General features: G+C 57.7%; 17 protein-coding genes. 5 read left to right on the top strand and 12 right to left on the bottom strand.

The window, feature by feature from the left end; all coding sequences use genetic code 11:
• Positions 1 to 16: 16 nt before the first annotated feature.
• The 3 genes from HNR03_RS13300 (at position 17) to HNR03_RS13290 (ending at position 4501) form a co-directional block, all read left to right on the top strand.
• Positions 17 to 2668: a pesticin C-terminus-like muramidase gene (locus HNR03_RS13300; RefSeq protein ID WP_259154047.1), complete on the top strand. Its 2652-nt coding sequence runs from the start codon at positions 17 to 19 to the stop codon at positions 2666 to 2668.
• Positions 2650 to 3240 carry a lysozyme inhibitor LprI family protein gene (locus tag HNR03_RS13295; RefSeq protein WP_259154046.1) on the top strand — a complete coding sequence of 197 codons (591 nt, stop codon included), beginning with the start codon at positions 2650 to 2652 and terminating at the stop codon, positions 3238 to 3240. The genes HNR03_RS13300 and HNR03_RS13295 overlap by 19 nt, the downstream gene beginning before the upstream one ends.
• Before the next feature lie 151 nt (positions 3241 to 3391).
• Entirely contained in the window at positions 3392 to 4501 is a 1110-nt protein-coding gene (locus tag HNR03_RS13290; protein WP_259154044.1) for a hypothetical protein, read from the top strand.
• Positions 4502 to 4570: 69 nt separating this feature from the next.
• Here HNR03_RS13290 and HNR03_RS13285 read toward each other — a convergent pair whose 3' ends face one another.
• Complete coding sequence (locus tag HNR03_RS13285; RefSeq protein WP_259154043.1) at positions 4571 to 4951, bottom strand: DUF6124 family protein; 381 nt, start codon at positions 4949 to 4951, stop codon at positions 4571 to 4573.
• Between the two features lie 486 nt (positions 4952 to 5437).
• On the opposite strand from HNR03_RS13285, the gene HNR03_RS13280 reads away from it, so the two are divergent.
• The gene (locus HNR03_RS13280; protein ID WP_259154041.1) at positions 5438 to 5821 is read left to right on the top strand and encodes a helicase; all 384 of its coding nucleotides are present in this window, start codon (positions 5438 to 5440) and stop codon (positions 5819 to 5821) included.
• 162 nt (positions 5822 to 5983) lie between these two features.
• Here the strand turns inward: HNR03_RS13280 and HNR03_RS13275 are convergent, their stop codons facing one another.
• The 6 genes from HNR03_RS13275 to exbB all read right to left on the bottom strand — a co-directional run bounded on the left by HNR03_RS13275 (position 5984) and on the right by exbB (position 12907).
• A complete protein-coding gene (locus HNR03_RS13275; RefSeq protein ID WP_259154040.1) occupies positions 5984 to 7384 on the bottom strand; it encodes an aminoacyl-tRNA deacylase and HDOD domain-containing protein in 1401 nt (466 codons plus the stop codon).
• A gap of 78 nt (positions 7385 to 7462) precedes the next feature.
• On the bottom strand, positions 7463 to 9538 hold the full coding sequence (gene recG, locus HNR03_RS13270; RefSeq protein WP_259154039.1) for an ATP-dependent DNA helicase RecG: 2076 nt from the start codon (positions 9536 to 9538) through the stop codon (positions 7463 to 7465).
• Positions 9539 to 9544: 6 nt separating this feature from the next.
• A complete protein-coding gene (locus tag HNR03_RS13265; RefSeq protein ID WP_090177974.1) occupies positions 9545 to 10474 on the bottom strand; it encodes a hydrogen peroxide-inducible genes activator in 930 nt (309 codons plus the stop codon).
• 280 nt (positions 10475 to 10754) lie between these two features.
• Positions 10755 to 11504: an energy transducer TonB gene (locus HNR03_RS13260; RefSeq protein WP_259154038.1), complete on the bottom strand. Its 750-nt coding sequence runs from the start codon at positions 11502 to 11504 to the stop codon at positions 10755 to 10757.
• Positions 11501 to 11929 (bottom strand): TonB system transport protein ExbD, encoded by a 429-nt coding sequence (gene exbD, locus HNR03_RS13255; protein WP_109626740.1) that lies wholly within the window; start codon positions 11927 to 11929, stop codon positions 11501 to 11503. Before exbD ends, HNR03_RS13260 begins: the two co-directional genes overlap by 4 nt.
• Positions 11930 to 11935: 6 nt before the next feature.
• A complete protein-coding gene (gene exbB / locus HNR03_RS13250) occupies positions 11936 to 12907 on the bottom strand; it encodes a tonB-system energizer ExbB (RefSeq protein ID WP_259154037.1) in 972 nt (323 codons plus the stop codon).
• Between the two features lie 189 nt (positions 12908 to 13096).
• On the opposite strand from exbB, the gene HNR03_RS13245 reads away from it, so the two are divergent.
• Positions 13097 to 13954, top strand: a complete 858-nt coding sequence (locus tag HNR03_RS13245; RefSeq protein ID WP_259154036.1) for an SDR family oxidoreductase — start codon at positions 13097 to 13099, stop codon at positions 13952 to 13954.
• Positions 13955 to 14094: 140 nt separating this feature from the next.
• Here the strand turns inward: HNR03_RS13245 and HNR03_RS13240 are convergent, their stop codons facing one another.
• The 5 genes from HNR03_RS13240 to gmk form a co-directional block, all read right to left on the bottom strand.
• Positions 14095 to 14835 carry a hypothetical protein gene (locus tag HNR03_RS13240; protein WP_222589027.1) on the bottom strand — a complete coding sequence of 247 codons (741 nt, stop codon included), beginning with the start codon at positions 14833 to 14835 and terminating at the stop codon, positions 14095 to 14097.
• A 72-nt stretch (positions 14836 to 14907) separates the two neighbouring features.
• Positions 14908 to 15288, bottom strand: coding sequence for a RidA family protein (locus HNR03_RS13235; RefSeq protein WP_003229509.1), 381 nt, complete (start codon positions 15286 to 15288; stop codon positions 14908 to 14910).
• 25 nt (positions 15289 to 15313) lie between these two features.
• Positions 15314 to 17419, bottom strand: coding sequence for a bifunctional GTP diphosphokinase/guanosine-3',5'-bis pyrophosphate 3'-pyrophosphohydrolase (gene spoT, locus HNR03_RS13230; protein WP_090177991.1), 2106 nt, complete (start codon positions 17417 to 17419; stop codon positions 15314 to 15316).
• 56 nt (positions 17420 to 17475) lie between these two features.
• Positions 17476 to 17739: a DNA-directed RNA polymerase subunit omega gene (gene rpoZ / locus HNR03_RS13225; protein WP_003177259.1), complete on the bottom strand. Its 264-nt coding sequence runs from the start codon at positions 17737 to 17739 to the stop codon at positions 17476 to 17478.
• 168 nt (positions 17740 to 17907) lie between these two features.
• Entirely contained in the window at positions 17908 to 18528 is a 621-nt protein-coding gene (gene gmk, locus HNR03_RS13220) for a guanylate kinase (RefSeq protein WP_208670868.1), read from the bottom strand.
• Positions 18529 to 18536 lie beyond the last annotated feature (8 nt).

Raw genomic sequence — 18536 nt, 5'->3', positions numbered from 1 at the left:
ATTCAGGTAATTGGTAATGACTGACACAACGACAAGCAAAGTAGAGAAATGGGCGTATCCACTGAAAGTAGGAACCGTAGAAGCGACGGATCCGCAGCAGTTCTATAAGGCACTGGCGAAGGCCAAGGATGGTTACTACCCATTAGGGGCCAATGGCCTTTGGCATGGTGGTGTTCACTTTGATGAGGCCACTGGATTGGTGAGGGATCTGACGGAAGTCAGGTGCATTGCTGATGGTGAGGTTGTTGCTTATCGGATTGATGAGACCTATCCAAAATCTGATTTCGGCTCGTCGCACTCGGTATTTTCAACTGCCTTTGTGTTGGTTAAGCATCGTCTCGAGGTTCCCGCTCCTCCTGCGCCGGCAGCTGCTGGCGCGCAACCAGCGGCAGCGGCCCCGCAGCCCAGCCTCACCTTTTTTAGTCTTTACATGCATTTGCTAGATTGGAAGACATACAACGAAACCCCTGCCTTGGGCCGACCGATCTTCTGGAGCGGTGGTACTTGGCAGGTTAAATCTACAGCGAAAGACGAAATTCTTGGATTGAGGGTTCGTCAGGAGCAGAAGGGAAAACCTGGCTATGGCACTGTTTTGGCCGTATTGCCTCGAGGCACTGTTGTAGAAACGGGCGAAGAAGATCATGGGTGGCTCAAGGTGGTGAGTGTCACTCCCGCCGACGCTAGCCTTCCGTCGGGAACCGGTTGGGTCTTCAAAAAAGAAATGACGGCGGGTTCAACACCCAATAGCTACGTCATCGGTAGTGCTGCGAAAGACGCGATGACTCCGCCTCAAAAAGGCCTCGCCGTGCATGAGGCTGCTAACCAATCGAGTGCTACTACATCCATTCTGCCGATTGGAACTCAAGTGAAGATCGGCAATGACGGAACAAGCGGCAAGTATCAGAAGCTACTGGAAATCGTCAGTGGAAATCCCCGTCCTGCGTTGACCGCAGCCAACGGCGTGCTCGGTTATATCTGGGAAGGGTTTCTTGAGACCAAAAGGGAGCCGGCAGAAAAAAATGCGGTCCATGTCCTGGAACGCCCATTCCCTGTAAAAGCTGGGAGCCTGATTGGTCATGTAGGGAAGTATCAGAGCCACTCTGATCCTGCTCCCAAGAACCTGTTGCACCTGGAAGTCTTCAGCTGCGAGGACGTCAAGGCATTTACAGAGTTGAGCAAGTCCAAGGCTGCTAGCTTGCCGGCAAAGGAAAAGACACTACTTAAGATTCCAAAAGACAGCCCGTTGATTACTCACGTACAAGGCATGAGCGCAACGAACCCACCTAAAGTGACCGATGCACACAAAAAGGTTGGTTCTGACTATATCGTTCCTGTCGGAGTCCTTGAAGCATTGCCTGCCGACAAGAAAATCAAAGTGCCTATTGTTATGGGGGGGACCACGACCTACACGCTTTGGTGGCGTCTGGATGGACTACTCGGAGATGCGGAGGGCAACGAAATCAACGGCTGGTTTGCGGAGCCGGATATCACGTTGACACGTCATTCGCCGTTTGAGTGGGAGGGTTTCAGTTTTATCGAGGAAACCGTCAGTAATGAAGATCATCTGGCTGCATTCTTGCACGCACAGGAAAGTTTAAGTGAAGAGGAGCGCGCGACTTACCTACCGAATGTCGGGGCCGCTAACGACGGACCTGCGAAACAACGGTTGTATAAAATACTCGATAAAAATGGCGATAAAAAACTTAATCTTTCTGAAATAAAAGAAGCATTAGGTAAGCCTTGGTTTTCTCAAGCCATCTCTCAGATGGTTACTCGTTATGAGAGTGAGTGGCAGTTCAAAAAAGATAAGTGGGATGCCCTCGATGAACTGATGGGGCACAGCGACTCAGACCCGCATAAGGGGTGGCTTGAGGAAAAGGCGCGGATTGAGCGTTTGAGTTGGTGGGATAAACTGGTAGGAGTAAGCGGAATCACCAGTGCCGCGAACGTACAACATATTAACCCAATTGGATTATTAGGGAATTTCCAGTCTGGATGTCCTGAAAAATGTAAGTCGGAAGTGTACACATTAGATACAACGGTAGGGCCCTATGTGGTGTCCAAGAAGCTATTTGAATTTCTCTTGGCGACTGAGGCATATAGGGAGCATCCGTACGCTCTGACCGATAATAATAGTGGTGTGACTATCGGTTATGGCTATGATCTTGGACAGCAAACTGCTGCAATGGTAGACGCTGAGCTTAAAGATCTATACACAGAAAATGAAATAGAAAGCTTGAAGGGTGCATTGGGTAAAAAAGGCCAAGATGCAAGAGACTTTGTTCACAATGTAAGTTCTATATCGATAAGCAAAGATAATGCGCTGAAGTTAGCGGTTATCATGAAGAGAAGATATGCTCAACAGGTTGTTAATGTGTACCCTAAAGCGATAAATTTGCATCCCGACTGTCAGGGGGTATTGCTCTCTCTCATCGTAAATAGAGGTAACGCGTTAAGCGGGAGCACTCCAGCAAAAGCGGCGGCTCGACTGGAGATGAAGCAGATAAAAGAAGATTTCGATAGCGACAATCCTGAGTTAATACCTTCGCGACTTCGAAGTATGAAGAGGCTTTGGGAAAATGATTCTCAAACAGTTGGGGTGGCGACAAGGCGTGAAAAAGAAGCGGTCTACTTTGAGGAGGCATTAAAATGCAGTTGCTGGAAGTAATTAATAAGACGTTTGTTGCTGTCTCCATTTTCTCCGTCTCAATGGGTTTTGCGTTGGCGGATACTAAGTGTAATTCTGCGAATTTAACGAATCCTGACATTATTATCTGTTCTCAGGCAGCTTTTGCCAAAGTTGATAAGGTGCTCAATGAGCAGTATAAGGCACTATCATCCGAGCTAGATCCATCGTTAAGGCCTGAATTGCTAGCTGCTCAGAAAAGCTGGATTAAGTTGAAAGAAGGTTACTGCAATTATGAGGGGGGTGGAGCTGCAGAGTCTCCTATAGACAGTCTTTCCTGTATAAAACAGTTTACGAGTTTTCGGTTGAGTGAACTCGTGTATCTCCGCACTGGTGTTATTGGAGATGGCTTTTATAAAGCGGTCTCAGTGGTTAATGAGAAAGCTACCGCGATGAATTATCCTAAGGCTATTGAGTTCGTGGGCGGAGATGCAGACTTTGGAGCGTCTTGGAAAGAGTATGCTGAAAAAAATTGCGCCATGACCCAAAAATTATATGGAGAGCCCCATGAGAGATGCTTGGCAAGAATGCGATTTCAGATGCCAATCTACTAGTTGAATATTAGAGACCTAGATTCGATAGGCTTGTTTAAAGAAAAAATGGGGCAAATTTATTTAAAATAGGTTAGCTATCGGTAAATAAAGTTGCCACTTTTTTGCGGTCATTTTTTTGTGCCGTCAGGGCCGTATTCATAAATAGGGAGGTATGTTGAAAAGACTTTGGTTGGCGACGTTGTTGCTGGTTTCTTTGCCTGCGGCCGCAGAACCGGTGTTCCCGTCACTCAAGTCCTGTAGTCAGGCCGGTAGCGATTGCGCATTGGTGTTGGACGCTAACAACTATCTGGTGGATGCCAATTCCGGTGACAAGCTATCAGACACAGCAGAGTCGGTCGGGGCCATGAATTCCTTCGAACTGTATCGCGATGGTGATCGGTACATTTTGGAGAACGAAAATTTCTCCCAAGCGAAGTCTCGTCGATGGCTGATTTTTGACTATGACAATGGAAGAGTGGCGCTCGAGGGAGCCTATGTTTTCTCGATGGATATCAACCCGGGTATGGGGCCGTACTGGCACGGTTACGACTGCCGTGCCGATACCAAGCTGTTCGCCCGCCCTTCAGATGATTCGTTCAGTGATGCCGCTTTGCGTGCATTATGCGGTGATGCGGAAGGTATGGTTGTCTCGGGGCAGAGCTCCAGCGTGACCGCGCCCGCCAAAGGACTGACCGTCAGTGTCCCCGTTTACAAAGCTCGCATCCGCGCTGGTTCCGCGACTTATCTGTTTGCTGGAAGCGAGGAACCGGATATCTCGACGTTGGCTTGCCTATCGAATTGTGTCTCCGGCACACAATGGCAAGAGCGCGTTGCAGTACAGCCTGCACTATTGACTGACGAGCAGAATGAAACGCTATGTTCTGCAGACGAAGACATTTATTTCAGCTGCCTGTTGACGGGAGGAAAGACGGTTTCCGTTTGTGCGTGGGGAAATAACAAACCTGCGGCCGGTGCTGTTCAGTACCGTTACGGTATGCCGGGAAAAATAGAAATGCTCTACCCGCAGAACAGCGCGCCTCCCAAGGACAAGTTCTTCGTGGTCAATGCGTCGGAAGGCAGCGTTAACCTGAACATTATCAAGTTCAAAAAGGGGGCTTATAACTACCTCGTTAACCAGGCCTTTGTGAGTTCTTTGACGGTGCTCAAGGGCGACAAGGTTGTATTCCGGCAGTCCTGTGGCGCGGGTGGTCATGCCTCCGTTAGTCGGGCTGCGATGCAGGGTATGGAGTCGCTTCCTAAAAGTGCGGAAGATTTTCGCTAGTTTTGATGGCATGCAAAAGTAGTTGCAGAAAGGGGACTCAACGTCCCCTTTTTTTATCCCGTGGCTCCGCTACACCTTCGCCCGATGCTCCGCCGGATTCGGCGAATCAATGTGGTCCAGCGCTCGCTCCACCAACAACCGAACCCCATCCGCCAATCTGCTTAGCGCCAAGGCTACGGAGCGTCGTGCGCCGTCCACGTCGTCGGCCAGGTTGGCGGCGATGGCGCTGATGGACAGCAGGTCTTCCGAGGCGTTGGCCAAGAGGGCTTCGGTGTCTATGTTGGGGGAGACGGCGAAGAGGTTGCCTTTGCGAGGCTTTGGTTTATCGCTGGAGGGGGCGAAATGGTGGTCGAGGGCGCGTTCGGCTGCTTCGTGGAATTTCTTCGAATCGCTGGATTCGTAGGGGGATGTGTCTTCGTGTTCTGGTGGATTGGGCGTTGGCTTGATCATATGAGTAGTACCGATATTAGGAGCTAAACACCGTTTCGCTTGCGCTTCGAATGAGGTGGCAGCTGTGTATAGGTGTGCAAGACCGGAATCGGCAAACCGGCAGACCCGAAGGCCTCCCACACACAGCCGCCATAACAATTCGCGAGCATAAGAAAACGCTCGGTGAATAGCCATAACCGATTGTGTGCCGATCACAGACTTGCACGTCCGTGTCACCGATTTTGCGGCGACGAACAAAGCCTATCGATGATGCCCAGGGCTGCCTAGTTCACGAACAGCGCCACGTGTTGCAGGAAACTTCCGATAGCGTCGCACGTAGAAACTTCAAAAGATCTTCGCTTTTAAACACCAGCGTTTCTTCAATGACTTGGTAGTCATCAGCGTCAAAAACTACGGCATCTTCCGCTATCACTGCACAACAGTGGCGTTCTCGCTTGAAGCCGCTACACTGCGCCAGCCGTTCACTTTTCTCTTGAGGCTGTGCGCATGAAATTTCGTTTTCTTCTGTGGATGCTGGGTTTGTTGATGGGTAAGGCCAGTCGGACTAATCCTGCGTTTCAGCAGCAGTTGGGTGACAAGGAATTGGTGTTCCAGCTACAGACCCTGGACGGGAAAGTGGCGCGGCATTTCTTTGTGAAGGATCAGCGTATTACCAGCAAGTCGGGCGTGTATGCCGAGCCGGCGTTTGCGATTGCGTTCAAGGATGCGGCGTATGGCTTTGACACGATGCAGGCGAAGAACAAGCAACTGGCGTTTATGACGGGGATTCAGGACAAGTCGATTCAGATCAAGGGGAATCCGGCGCTGGTGATCTGGTTTCAGGGGCTGACCAAGTATTTGAAGCCGAGGAAGGCGAAGGCTAAGGCTTGAGTTTCGTGTGATGGGGTGTCGCGGAGCGTCACGGGATGCATTCCCACGCAGAGTGTGGGAACGATCTAAAGCCGAAAGACCGAGTTGGATTCATCGCGAGCAGGCTCGCTCCCACAGGGATTTAGGTGATCCTTGTGGGAGCGAGCCTGCTCGCGATTACTTTTAGGGCTGGCTGAACTGCGAAGCCAGTTCGCGCAGCAGCACTTCAGCCTCAAGCACTTTGCTGACGACGTCGTTGGCTTTGTCGCGGGTCAGGCCGACGCGTTCCAGCAGGGCGTCGGGGATGTCTTCATCCGGCCCGGAGCCAATCCCACGGCTACGCAACAGGCGCACCGCCAGACACACGAGGTTCGGGTATTCGGCGTAGTCGCCGTCGTAGCCCGGGTCGTGCTGGAAGCGCAGCGCGGTGGCCAGTTCTTCGGGCATGTCCCAGTAGCGCATCAGCCAGGAGCCGATCTGTTCGCGGCTGATGCCGAGCAGGTGTTGCTCGACGTAGCTGTGGCACAGGTGCGGGTTGACCTCCAGGTGACGGCAGATCAGCGAGAAGTGCGGCGGGAAGACGTGGGCCAGCAGCAAGTAGCCGAAGTTGTGCAGCAGGCCGGCGAGGTAGGTCAGGCCGGCTTCCGGGCGCTGGGCGCGGGGCATGGCGCGGGTCAGGCCTTCGATGACGGCGGCGGTGTAGATCGATTGCTGCCAGTACGGCGTGGTTTGTTGCGGGTGGTCTTTGGGCAGGCTCAGGGTTTTGCCCAGGGCCAGGCCCAGCGCGAGGTTGATCACCAGGTCGAAACCCAGCACGCGCACGATGGCGTCTTCCACTGAACGAATCTTGCCCGGCGAGGCGTAGTACGGCGACGCGGCCCAGCTGACAACTTGCGCGGCCAGCGCCGGGTCGGTTTCAACGACGCCGGTGATGTCGTCGATAGTGGCGTTGGGGTCGACGCGCAGTTTGATGATTTTCTGCGCGGTCTCGGCCAGCGGCGGAATTTCGATGGTGGCTTCCAGGCGTTGCTGGATACGTCGCGCGGTGAACGCCTGGACGGCCTGGGTGATTTCCTCGCGGTCATCGTCGGGGCGGTCGAGGTTCGGGCGGATGCTGGTCAGGTTCTCGCCGAAATTGGCGGCGCTGGCCTTGGTCAGCATGCTCTTGAAATCTTCGCTGGTGATTTCCAGCAGCACGCCTGGCTCGCCCGAGTTGATCAGCAACTTCGGTTCGCGCAGGAGGCTTTCTTCGTACAGGCATGGCGAGCTGGTCAGCGCCGGCAGGCCGGGCAGCATGCTCAGGTTGTGTTTGCCGAGCATTTTGACCAGGCGTTCGGTGGGCACGGCGGTGAGGCGTCGGCCCGTCAGTTCGGCGAGGCGATTGAGGTCCAGCAATTGGCTTTGTGGGAACAGCACCATCAAGGCGCCGACCGCGTCGTCCACCAGCACCGCCTGCACTTTGCGCGAGGCGTTGAGGCCGTGGTGATCGAGGACTTCTTCGTAGGCAATGCCCATTTTGCCCAGCAGCAACCGAATAACAGACGGAGCGTGCAGGGGTTCCGGGGCGAGGGCAGCTTCAGTCATAGTCTGTATCCGTATTCAAACAATTGCAGGAGTATAACCAGCTTGTTTAAAAGCATCGTCTACAAACTGCGACGGTGCTCACACTTGGCCGTATTGCTGCCCATGACGCAGCCAGCGGTCTAGCAACGGGCTGACATGATCCGGCCAGCGCTCCAGCAACGCTTGGGCGGCGTCGCGTACGGCGGGTAACAAGTCAGCGTCGCGCATCAGGTCGGCGACCTTGAATTGCAGCAGGCCGGTCTGGCGCGTGCCGAGCATTTCGCCGGGGCCACGCAGTTCGAGGTCTTTTTCGGCGATGACAAAACCGTCGTTGGTTTCGCGCATGATGCCCAGGCGTTGACGACCGATCTGCGACAGCGGCGGATGGTAGAGCAGCACGCAATGACTGGCGGCGCTGCCTCGACCGACACGGCCGCGTAGCTGGTGCAATTGCGCAAGACCCAGGCGTTCGGGGTTTTCAATGATCATCAGGCTGGCGTTCGGTACATCGACGCCGACTTCGATCACCGTGGTGGCGACCAGCAGTTGCAGGTTGCCGGCCTTGAATTCAGCCATGACGGCGGCTTTTTCGGCGGGCTTCATGCGGCCGTGGATCAGGCCGACCTTCAACTCGCCGAGGGCGGCGGTGAGGTCTTCGTAAGTGGTTTCTGCCGCTTGGCAGGTCAGCTCTTCCGACTCTTCGATCAGCGTGCACACCCAATAGGCCTGGCGCCCTTCGGCACAGGCACCGCGCACGCGTTCGATGACTTCCACGCGCCGTGTATCGGTGACCAACACGGTGTTGACCGGGGTTCGGCCGGGCGGCAGTTCGTCGAGGATCGACGTGTCGAGGTCGGCGTAGGCGCTCATGGCCAGCGTCCGAGGGATCGGCGTGGCGGTCATGATCAGCTGATGCGGACACATCCGCCCGCCGACGCCTTTCTGCCGCAACGCCAGACGCTGCTGCACGCCGAAGCGGTGTTGTTCGTCGATGATCGCCAGCGCGAGGTTCTTGAACTGCACTTCTTCCTGGAACAGAGCGTGCGTGCCGACCACCATCGGTGCGCCGTTGGCGATCTGTTCCAGCGCGGCCACGCGATTCTTGCCCTTGAGCTTGCCGGCCAGCCACGCGACTTCGATGCCCAACGGTTCGAGCCAGCGCTTGAAGGTGATGAAGTGCTGTTCGGCGAGGATTTCCGTGGGCGCCATCAGCGCCACTTGGTAACCCGACTCGAGCGCCTGAAGCGCGGCGAGGGCGGCGACCACGGTTTTGCCCGCACCGACGTCGCCCTGAATCAGGCGCAGCATCGGTTCATGCTGGCTGAGGTCGTACGCGATTTCGTTACCGACCCGTTGCTGGGCACCGGTTGGCGTGAAGCCCAGATTGGCGAGGTATTGCGCCGGCAGCCTGGTGGCTTTCGGCATCGCTGGCGCGCGCAGGGAACGCATGCTCTCGCGCAGGCGTTGCTGGGACAGTTGATGGGTCAGCAGTTCTTCGAAGGCCAAACGGTGCTGCGCCCAATGATGACCGAGGGCGAGTTCATCGACGTCGGCATCGGCGGGCGGGTGATGCAGGTAGCGGATCGCATCGGCCAGTGGCGCGAGTTGATAGTCGCGGGCCAGTTCTGTCGGCAACCAGTCGGGCAGGCTGGTGGGGCCGAGCAGCGTCAGGGTTTGCATGCACAACTGGCGCAAGCGTTGTTGGGTCAGGCCTTCGGTAAGCGGGTAGACCGGGGTCAGGGTTTCATCCACCGGCGGCGGCTCGTCGCCAGTGATGGCGCGGTATTCCGGATGATAGATTTCCAACCCTGACGCGCCGGGCCGCGCTTCGCCGTAGCAGCGAATCCGCGTGCCGCGCTTGAGGCCTTCTTTCTGGGCGTTGCTAAAATGGTAGAAGCGCAGGCTGAGCCCGCCGGTGCCGTCCTGCAAGCGAACGACAAGACTGCGGCGCCGGCCCATGACCACGTCGGCGCCGCTGACGGTGCCTTCGATCACGGCGTCTTGCCCCGGTCGCAAATGGCCGATCGGGACGACACGCGTGCGGTCCTGATAGCGCAGGGGCAGGTGGAACAGCACGTCCTGGAGATTTTCCAGGCCGACCTTGGCCAGTTTCTCGGCCATGGCCTCGCCGACACCCTTGAGTGCCGTCACCGACACTTGCGACAACTCGGTCATCGCGACTTAAGCCGCAACCACCGGCGCGGACGGCTTGGCCACCGAGCACAGGCGAATGGAGTCAGCGAGGATTTCAATCGCCTTCGGTCGCGGGAAGCTCGCGCGCCAGGCAATGGCCACGGTGCGGAACGGCACTGGCGGCGACAGTGGGCGCACTTCAATCACGCCCGGGGCGTAGTGATGGCTGTCCACGGCCGACAACGGCAGGATCGAAATGCCGAGGCCGGACGCAACCATGTGGCGGATGGTTTCCAGGGAGCTGGATTCCACCGTGGTGTGCTTGGCGCCGTCGTTGCCTTTGGCCAGGGTCGGGCAGGCTTCGAGCACTTGATCGCGGAAGCAGTGGCCTTCGCCGAGCAGCAGCAAGCTCTTGTCATTGAGCAGGGCGGCGTCGATGGACTCTTTTTGCGTCCACGGGTGCTGGGCCGGCATCAGGACGTAGAACGGCTCGTCGTAGAGCTGCAATGTCAGGACGTCTGCTTCGTTGAACGGCAGGGCGATGATGATCGCGTCGAGCTCGCCGTTGCGCAGTTTGTCGCGCAGCACGTGGGTGAAGTTTTCTTCGATGTACAACGGCATCTGCGGGGCGACCCGGTGCAGTTGCGGAATCAGGTGCGGGAACAGGTACGGACCAACGGTGTAGATAGCGCCGACTTTCAGCGGGGCGGTCAGCTGGTTCTTGCCGGCCTGGGCCAGTTCGCGGATGCCTTGGGCTTGTTCCAGGACTTTCTGCGCCTGGGCCACGATGCCTTCGCCGACCGGGGTCAGGCGCACGGCACTCTTGCTGCGCTCGAAAATCAGCACACCGAGTTCGTCTTCAAGCTTTTTCACGCCCACCGACAGGGTCGGCTGACTGACGTGGCAACGCTCGGCCGCATGGCCAAAGTGCTGCTCTTGGGCGAGGGTAACGATGTAGCGTAATTCTGTGAGGGTCATAGCAAGCGTCCATGAAGTTGCGGGCCAAGCATACCGGCTGCAATCGATAGACGCACGTTATCAGACTGGGTGTGGTGAGTGACACTGGGTAATGCCGGTTTGCCGCTGGCAGGTATGAAAAAGGCACCTTTCGGTGCCTTTATTGGCTGGAGTCTTCCGCCTAGCAGATAACCTTGTGGGAGCGGGCTTGCCCGCGATGAGGGAAATACATCCAGCAAATTCGTTGAATGTTAACCCGCTATCGCGGGCAAGCCCGCTCCCACAGGGGTCGGTATTGCGTTTAGCGGCGGCGTCTATCCAGCGAATAAACAAACGGTGCAACGATTTCGATGGGGCCGTTTTTCAGCATGTCGGCCGGGGGCTTGGGCAGAGGCTGTGCGCGTCTGATCATTTCCAGAGTGGCCCGGTCCAGATCGGCATTGCCAGAGAGGCCCACCAGTTCGAATGACACCACATTACCTTCACCATCCACGACGAAGCGCAGACGGTTCACACCTTCCTTGCCCCGCGACTGTGCGCTGGATGGATACTTTTTGTACTTGCCCAAGTGCGCAAGCAAAGTGCCTTCCCAGCTGGCTTTGGCAGCCTGTTGCGCTGGCGATGGACCGGGTGCCGGTTGGGCGGATTTCTCCGTCGGCGCCTGGGTCGGTTGCGCGTCGCTAGGCTTTTCCTCGGACGGTTTCTCCTTCGGCGGCTCCGGCTTTTTCTCCACAGGCTTGGGCGGTTGCGGCTTGGGCTTGGGTTTGACCGGTTTCGGCACGGCGATCTCGGCCTTCGGCACTTCTGCCAGTTTCGGGATCGGCAGCTCTTCCACCGGGGCCGGTGGCTGTGGCGGCGTTATGACCTTCGGCGGTGCCGGTGGTGGTGGCGCGGGAACCGGTGCCAGCTCGACCATCATCGCCTGCGGAGGCAGCTCGACGGGTGGGCGCGCAGTCCAGTTTATCGCCAGCGCAATGGCCAGCGCATGGACGCCCAGCACCACGGCCAGGCTCGCGCTATAACGCGTCAGCTTATGGCGCGTCGTGATCATTTCTTGACTGCCGTCTCGAGTCCGACCAGGCCCACCTTCAGGTAACCGGCGGAGCGCAGGTTGTCCATCACGCTCATGAGGTCGCCGTAATCCACGCCTTTATCGGCCTGGAAGAAGATCGTCGTGTCTTTCTTGCCCTGAGTCCTGGCGTCGAGAGTGGCGCCGAGTGCTTCGGCCTTCACTTCCTCTTCGCCGAGGTACAGGCGCTGGTCAGCCTTGACGCTGAGGAACACCGGTTTCTCTGGCCGAGGTGCCGGTTTGGCACTGGAGGCCGGCAGGTCGACCTTGATGTCCACGGTGGCCAATGGCGCCGCCACCATGAAGATGATCAGCAGCACCAGCATCACGTCGATAAACGGCGTGACGTTGATTTCGTGGTTCTCGGCCAGATCGTCGTCTGCGCCTTCTTTCAAATGCAAGCCCATGGCGGATTACCCTACTTTGACCATGTGGGGTTGCGTGGTGCGCTCGGCGGTCGGCAGGTGATCGAGGTCACGGCTGACCAGCAGCAGGACTTCAGCCGAGGCATCGGACACTTGCGCCTTGTAACCGGCGATCGAGCGGGCGAAGACGTTGTAGATCACTACCGCAGGAATGGCCGCGACCAGACCCAACGCAGTGGCCAGCAGGGCTTCGGCGATGCCGGGGGCGACGACGGCGAGGTTGGTGGTTTGGGTTTTGGCGATGCCGATGAAGCTGTTCATGATGCCCCACACGGTACCGAACAGACCTACGAATGGCGCGGTGGAACCAATGGTGGCGAGGACGCCGGTGCCGCTGCTCATGTTGCGACCGCAGGCTGCAACCAGGCGCTCCAGACGGAAGGCAACGCGTTCCTTGATGCCCTCTTTCTCGCGGCTGTTGACCGACAGGCGCATCTCTTCCAGGGCGTCATGGACCAGCAGGTTGGCGAGGGTGCCAGGCTTGGTGGCGGTCGCACTGGCTTCTCTGAGGGTGGTGGCTTTTTTCAGGTGGACGATTTCGCTGCGCAGACGACGCTTGGCGCCTATCAGCTCGAAACCCTTGGCGATCCAGATGGTCCAGGTGATGATCGAAGCGATGGCCAGGCCGATCATCACGATTTTCACAATGATGTCAGCGTTCTGGTACATGCCCCACGGCGAGAGGTCGTGGGCCATGCCCAGGCTGTTGTCGGCTTCAAGGACTTCAGGAGCGTCCTGGGCGACTACTGCCTGCGCCGGGTCGGTCGCGGCAGGCGCTACGGTTGGTGCGGTGTGATCGGCGGGCGCTGGAGCAGCAGCGCTGGTGGCCGGAGTCCCAGGCGCTTGTGCATCAGCGAAAGCGGCGATGGGCGCCAGCATCAGGCTGAGCAGCAGGGCGGCCGCAACGCTCCAGGCGCGAGGTCGTTTGGTTGGCGAAGCGGAGAATTGATTGCATGTCATGCTGGCCGGACCTGAGAGAGAAAATAGGGTAAATGTTCTTCCAGGCCTCGTGAGGCCGAGAACAAAAGTGGCGGGTATTATTGCAATTAATTCTTGTTAACAAAAGTGAAAGCGTCTCTTTTTTCTTTCATCGCTAGCCGCTCGTCCATTGCTGGCGCTAGTCTGTGGCTTTCCAAGAGGAGTTTCTTGATGTCCGCGCCTTCTGTTTTGATTGCCGGCTGTGGTGATGTCGGCAGTCGTCTGGCCACGCAATTGCTGAACTCCGGTTGGGAGGTTCATGGCTTGAGGCGTGACATCTCGCGCCTGCCCGAGGGGGTCATTGGCGTTGCCGGCGACTTGTTCAATAAGGACTGTCCGGAAACCTGGCCCATTGGGGCGGTGGATTACCTCGTGTATTGCGCGGCCGCTACCGATCACGATGAGGCCGGTTACCGCGCCGCTTATGTTGAGGGTTTACAGCATGTGCTGGAGTGGCTGGACGACTACGGTCAGGTGCCCAATCGCCTGCTGTTCGTTTCCAGCAGCAGTGTGTATGGCCAGCAGGATGGCGAGTGGGTCGACGAGACTTCTGAGACCATCGCAGCAGGCTATTCGGGGCGATTGATGCTGGAGGCTGAACAAATTGCGCTCAACAGCGGTATCCCTGCCAGCATCGTGCGCTTGACCGGCATTTACGGCCCGGGACGCGAATGGCTGCTGACCCAGGTTCGTCGCGGTTATCGCGTGGCTGTTGATCCGCCGCTGTATGGCAATCGCATTCACGCCGATGACGCGGCGGGGCTGATGGCGTTTCTGCTTGAGGCGGATCGACGCGGCGTGGCGCTGGATGACGTCTATATCGGTGTCGACGATGCGCCTGCACCACTGGCGGAAGTGGTGGGCTGGTTGCGCGAGTATTTGGGTGTCACCGAATGGTCTGAAGATGCGAGCGTGCGCCGTACTGGCAGCAAGCAGTGCAGTAATGCCCGGGCGAAGGCCTTGGGGTGGGCTCCGAAATATTCGACTTATCGTGAAGGCTACGCTGCGATTATCGAAGGGCGCTGCTGACCCCCAATACACCCTAAAACAACTGTGGGAGCGGGCTTGCCCGCGATGAGGCCATAACATTCAACATCCTGGTTGACTGTTACACCGCCATCGCGGGCAAGCCCGCTCCCACAGGGTTATCTGTTGGCTTCAGGGCAGGGTTACTGCTTTTCCAGCAACCATTTGCGCTCGCCGGGCGTGAACTGAGGCATTTCGTCTGCCTGTGCAGTATTCACGGCCTGCAGAATTTCCAGCTCTTTGCCTTTGCGCGCAAAGATCCAGGTGTTGCCTTGGCCGCTGAGTTGCAGCCACATGTTGTCATTGCCGCCGCTCATCGAGGCGCAATCGCCCGCCAGGCACAAGGCATAACGATCGGCACCCGGAAGACCGGCAACCTGGCCATCGGCCTGGAATTGCACGGAACTGCCTTCGCCCGGACCGCTGACGATTTTCCAGTTGCCGCCCATGTAGGCGGTGTACAGCGCGCGTTCGAAGCTGGCGCCAATCGGTGCGCCGTCCGGCACCTGAATCAGCGCACGATCAAAGACCTGCTCCGGTTCGTTGTCGTTGGCGGCCTGGTTCAGTCGCTTGCCGTCTCGCTTGAGTTCGCTTGCGGAGCTGCCATAAAAGTCGACTTTCCATCCGCCGGACTCTTCGCCCAGCAGCTTGCCTTCGACATTTTCAAAGCCGTTGGTGTAGCGAGCCTGAGCGGCCTTGGTGTTGACGTTCCACTCAAGGTTCGGACCGTAGGCCTGGAGCGCTTCACGCAGGGGACCGCCTTTGGCCGCAGCGTCGATTGCGGCCTGATTGATCCAGGTGCCGCTGATATCACGATCGGCCGGATTGCTGGCACAGCCGCCCAGGAACAGGGCAACCAGCGAGAGAGCTAGCGCTTTGCGCATTTTGGAATCCTTTCAGAACCCTTTTTTTACAAGATCGGCAGGCGCAACCTCAAAAGGCTGCGCCGTACGCATTTACTCGATGACCAGAATGGCATCCATCTCGACCTGCGAACCCTTTGGCAGGGCTGCAACGCCGATGGCGGCGCGGGCAGGGTAAGGTTGGTCGAAGTATTTGCCCATGATCTCGTTGACCTTGGCGAAGTGGCTCAGGTCGGTGAGGAAGATGTTCAGTTTGACGATGTCCTTGAACGAACCGCCAGCCGCTTCGGCGACGGCTTTGAGGTTCTCGAACACCTGGACGGTCTGGGCTTCGAAGCCTTCGACCAGTTCCATGGTTTTTGGGTCCAGAGGAATCTGACCCGACATGTAAACGGTGTTGCCAGCCTTGATCGCCTGGGAGTAAGTACCGATAGCGGCCGGGGCCTTGTCGCTGGTGATAACAGTCTTGGTCATGAATGACTCCTTGTAATAGGTTGGCTTACGCGCGCATGCGGGTGATGCGAATCACCCCGGTCAGTGCGCGCAGTTTCTTGATCACGCGGGCCAGGTGCACGCGGTCGTGCACGCTGACCACCAGTTGGACCACGCTGATACGACCATCGCGTTCGTCCATGCTGATTTTTTCGATATTGCCGTCGGCCGCGTTGACGCTGCTGGCCAACAGGGCGATCAGGCCGCGCTGGTGTTCCAGCTCGACACGCAGCTCGACGTTGAATTCGCCGGTGACATCCTTGGCCCACGAGAGCTGGATGCATTTTTCCGGGTTGTGGCGGATCTCGCTGATGTTGCGGCAGTTGTCGAGGTGCACAACCATGCCTTTGCCTGCCGAGAGGTGACCGACAATCGGGTCGCCCGGGATCGGCGTGCAACACTTGGCGTAGCTGAGGACCAGGCCTTCGGTGCCGCGAATCGCCAGCGGGCCTTCCGGACTTGGCAGCTGTTCGCCTTCGCCGAGCAGGCGGCGGGCGACCACATAAGCCATGCGATTGCCCAGGCCGATGTCTTCGAGCAGGTCTTCGATCAGTTCCAGGCGGTATTCGGTGAGCATTGCCTTGACGCGCTCGGCCGGGACTTTTTCCAGCGAGCTGTCGAAGCCATTCAGCACTTTGTTCAACAGGCGTTCGCCCAGGCTGATGGACTCGGAGCGGCGTTGCAGTTTCAGCGCGTGGCGGATGTGCGTGCGCGCCTTGCCGGTGACCACAAAGTTCAGCCACGCCGGGTTCGGCCGTGCGCCGGGTGCGCTGACGATCTCGACCGTGGAGCCGCTTTGCAGCGGTTCGGACAGCGGTGCGAGACGACGGTTGATCCGGCAGGCGATGCAGCTGTTGCCCACGTCGGTGTGCACCGCGTAAGCGAAGTCGACCGCCGTGGAGCCCTTTGGCAGCTCCATGATCCGGCCTTTGGGCGTGAACACGTAGACCTCGTCCGGGAAGAGGTCGATCTTCACGCTCTCGATGAATTCCAGCGAGTTGCCGGCGCGTTGCTGCATTTCCAGCACGCCCTTGACCCACTGCCGGGCACGAGCGTGAGTGCCTTTGGGCTGCTCGTCGCCGCTGGATTTATACAGCCAATGGGCAGCGATGCCGTTGTTGGCCATCTCTTCCATTTCACGGGTGCGGATCTGGATCTCGATCGGAACACCGTGCATGCCGAACAGCGTGGTGTGCAGCGACTGGTAGCCGTTGGCCTTGGGGATCGCGATGTAATCCTTGAAGCGCCCCGGCAACGGTTTGTACAAATTGTGCACAGCACCCAGCACGCGATAGCAGGTGTCGACCTTGTCGACGATGATCCGGAACGCATACACGTCCATGATCTCGTTGAAGGCCCGACGCTTGCCGCGCATTTTCTTGTAGATGCCGTAGAGGTGTTTCTGACGACCGCTGACCTCGCCCTGAATGCCATCGATGGCCAGGCAGTGGCTGAGGGATTCCTCGATCTTGTTGACGATTTCCTTGCGATTGCCCCGGGCGCGTTTGACCGCCTGGTTGATCCGCGCGGAACGCATCGGGTGCATGGCCTTGAAGCCCAGGTCTTCGAATTCTATGCGGATGGCGTGCATGCCCAGCCGGTTGGCGATGGGCGCATAGATTTCGAGGGTTTCCTTGGCGATCCGTCGGCGTTTTTCGCCAGACAGGACTTCCAGCGTGCGCATGTTGTGCAGGCGGTCAGCCAGCTTGACCAGGATCACGCGAATGTCGCGGGCCATGGCCATGGCCATTTTCTGGAAGTTTTCGGCTTGGGCTTCGGCTTTGGTCTCGAAGTTCATCTGGGTCAGTTTGCTGACCCCATCGACCAGTTCGGCCACGGTTTCACCGAACTGCGCTTGCAGCGCTTCTTTGGCAATACCGGTGTCTTCGATCACGTCATGCAGCATCGCAGCCATCAAACTCTGATGGTCCATGTGCATGTCGGCAAGAATGTTCGCCACCGCAAGAGGATGCGTGACGTACGCCTCACCGCTACGGCGGCGTTGGCCGTCGTGGGCTTGTTCGGCGTAGAAGTACGCTCGGCGGACCAGATTGACCTGGTCCTTGCCGAGGTAGGTCGATAAGCGATCGGCGAGGGCGTCTATGCTCGGCATGATGAATCCTGCCGTTCGCTGTGACCCCGCGCCGTGCTACGTCGACCAGGCATGGCTTAGACGGCCTCGTTGGACTCGTCCTCGAACGCTGCGAACAGCGGTTCGTCTTCGACGATTTCAGCATTGGCGATGAACTCGTAGCTCATCAGGCCTTCAGCGATTTCACGCAGCGCTACTACGGTAGGCTTGTCGTTTTCCCACTGAACCAGGGGCTCTTTGCCACCGGTGGCCAGTTGACGGGCACGCTTGGTAGAGAGCATGACCAGCTCAAAGCGGTTTTCCACGTGTTCTAGGCAATCTTCAACGGTTACGCGGGCCATGGTATTCCTCGGAGCGAATGCAATATGCGCGCTGCCCGGTTGGGCGAGCGGACTCAACAGTTTAAAAAATCACCAGCGTTTAGGGAAGCGCTGATTTTTTGACCAAGCTCTTCAACGCGCTGCAAGTGCCAATGTAAAGCCCTTGCAGCGGTTTTGGGAAGCGCTGTTTCAGCCCAGCAATTCAGCCAGCAACATGCCGAAACGCACCTGTTGGCGCTTCTGTTGCAGTTGATTGGCACGGAAAATCGCCTTCAGGTCATCCAGTGCGTGGGAGAAATCGTCATTGATGATCAGGTAGTCGTACTCGACATAGTGGCTCATTTCGTTGACGGCTTCACGCATCCGGCCGGCAATGATCTCGTCGCTGTCCTGGCCACGGTTGGTCAGGCGCTGGTGCAAGGCTTGCAGCGATGGCGGCAGAATGAAGATCGAACGCGCCTGGGGCATCAGCTTGCGCACTTGCTCGGCGCCTTGCCAGTCGATTTCCAGAATCAGGTCGTGACCTTCGTCCAGCGTTTGCTGCAGATGGCTTTGCGAGGTGCCGTAGAAGTTGCCGAATACCTCGGCGCGCTCCAGGAAATCACCGTGCTCGCCCATTTTCACAAAGGCTTCGCGGCTCACGAAGTGGTAGTTCACGCCGTCCACTTCACCCGGACGCATGGCGCGGGTGGTGTGGGAAATCGATACGCGAATCTCCGGGTTGGTGTCAGTGAGGGCCTTGACCAGGCTGCTCTTGCCCGCGCCCGAAGGGGCGGAAATGATGTACAGGGTGCCGGTGCTGTGGGTCATGTCTGTTT

The sequence above is a fragment of the Pseudomonas sp. JAI111 genome, from assembly GCF_024809425.1.
Classification (GTDB): domain Bacteria; phylum Pseudomonadota; class Gammaproteobacteria; order Pseudomonadales; family Pseudomonadaceae; genus Aquipseudomonas.
This window is presented reverse-complemented; position numbering and strand designations above follow the sequence as displayed.

What these genes read in the sequence shown, in the direction of transcription:
- HNR03_RS13300 (WP_259154047.1), top strand. Translation starts at nt 17, where the DNA reads ATGACTGACACAACGACAAGCAAAGTAGAGAAATGGGCGTATCCACTG.
- HNR03_RS13295 (WP_259154046.1), top strand. Translation starts at nt 2,650, where the DNA reads ATGCAGTTGCTGGAAGTAATTAATAAGACGTTTGTTGCTGTCTCCATT.
- HNR03_RS13290 (WP_259154044.1), top strand. Translation starts at nt 3,392, where the DNA reads ATGTTGAAAAGACTTTGGTTGGCGACGTTGTTGCTGGTTTCTTTGCCT.
- HNR03_RS13285 (WP_259154043.1), bottom strand. Translation starts at nt 4,951, where the DNA reads ATGATCAAGCCAACGCCCAATCCACCAGAACACGAAGACACATCCCCC.
- HNR03_RS13280 (WP_259154041.1), top strand. Translation starts at nt 5,438, where the DNA reads ATGAAATTTCGTTTTCTTCTGTGGATGCTGGGTTTGTTGATGGGTAAG.
- HNR03_RS13275 (WP_259154040.1), bottom strand. Translation starts at nt 7,384, where the DNA reads ATGACTGAAGCTGCCCTCGCCCCGGAACCCCTGCACGCTCCGTCTGTT.
- recG (WP_259154039.1), bottom strand. Translation starts at nt 9,538, where the DNA reads ATGACCGAGTTGTCGCAAGTGTCGGTGACGGCACTCAAGGGTGTCGGC.
- HNR03_RS13265 (WP_090177974.1), bottom strand. Translation starts at nt 10,474, where the DNA reads ATGACCCTCACAGAATTACGCTACATCGTTACCCTCGCCCAAGAGCAG.
- HNR03_RS13260 (WP_259154038.1), bottom strand. Translation starts at nt 11,504, where the DNA reads ATGATCACGACGCGCCATAAGCTGACGCGTTATAGCGCGAGCCTGGCC.
- exbD (WP_109626740.1), bottom strand. Translation starts at nt 11,929, where the DNA reads ATGGGCTTGCATTTGAAAGAAGGCGCAGACGACGATCTGGCCGAGAAC.
- exbB (WP_259154037.1), bottom strand. Translation starts at nt 12,907, where the DNA reads ATGACATGCAATCAATTCTCCGCTTCGCCAACCAAACGACCTCGCGCC.
- HNR03_RS13245 (WP_259154036.1), top strand. Translation starts at nt 13,097, where the DNA reads ATGTCCGCGCCTTCTGTTTTGATTGCCGGCTGTGGTGATGTCGGCAGT.
- HNR03_RS13240 (WP_222589027.1), bottom strand. Translation starts at nt 14,835, where the DNA reads ATGCGCAAAGCGCTAGCTCTCTCGCTGGTTGCCCTGTTCCTGGGCGGC.
- HNR03_RS13235 (WP_003229509.1), bottom strand. Translation starts at nt 15,288, where the DNA reads ATGACCAAGACTGTTATCACCAGCGACAAGGCCCCGGCCGCTATCGGT.
- spoT (WP_090177991.1), bottom strand. Translation starts at nt 17,419, where the DNA reads ATGCCGAGCATAGACGCCCTCGCCGATCGCTTATCGACCTACCTCGGC.
- rpoZ (WP_003177259.1), bottom strand. Translation starts at nt 17,739, where the DNA reads ATGGCCCGCGTAACCGTTGAAGATTGCCTAGAACACGTGGAAAACCGC.
- gmk (WP_208670868.1), bottom strand. Translation starts at nt 18,528, where the DNA reads ATGACCCACAGCACCGGCACCCTGTACATCATTTCCGCCCCTTCGGGC.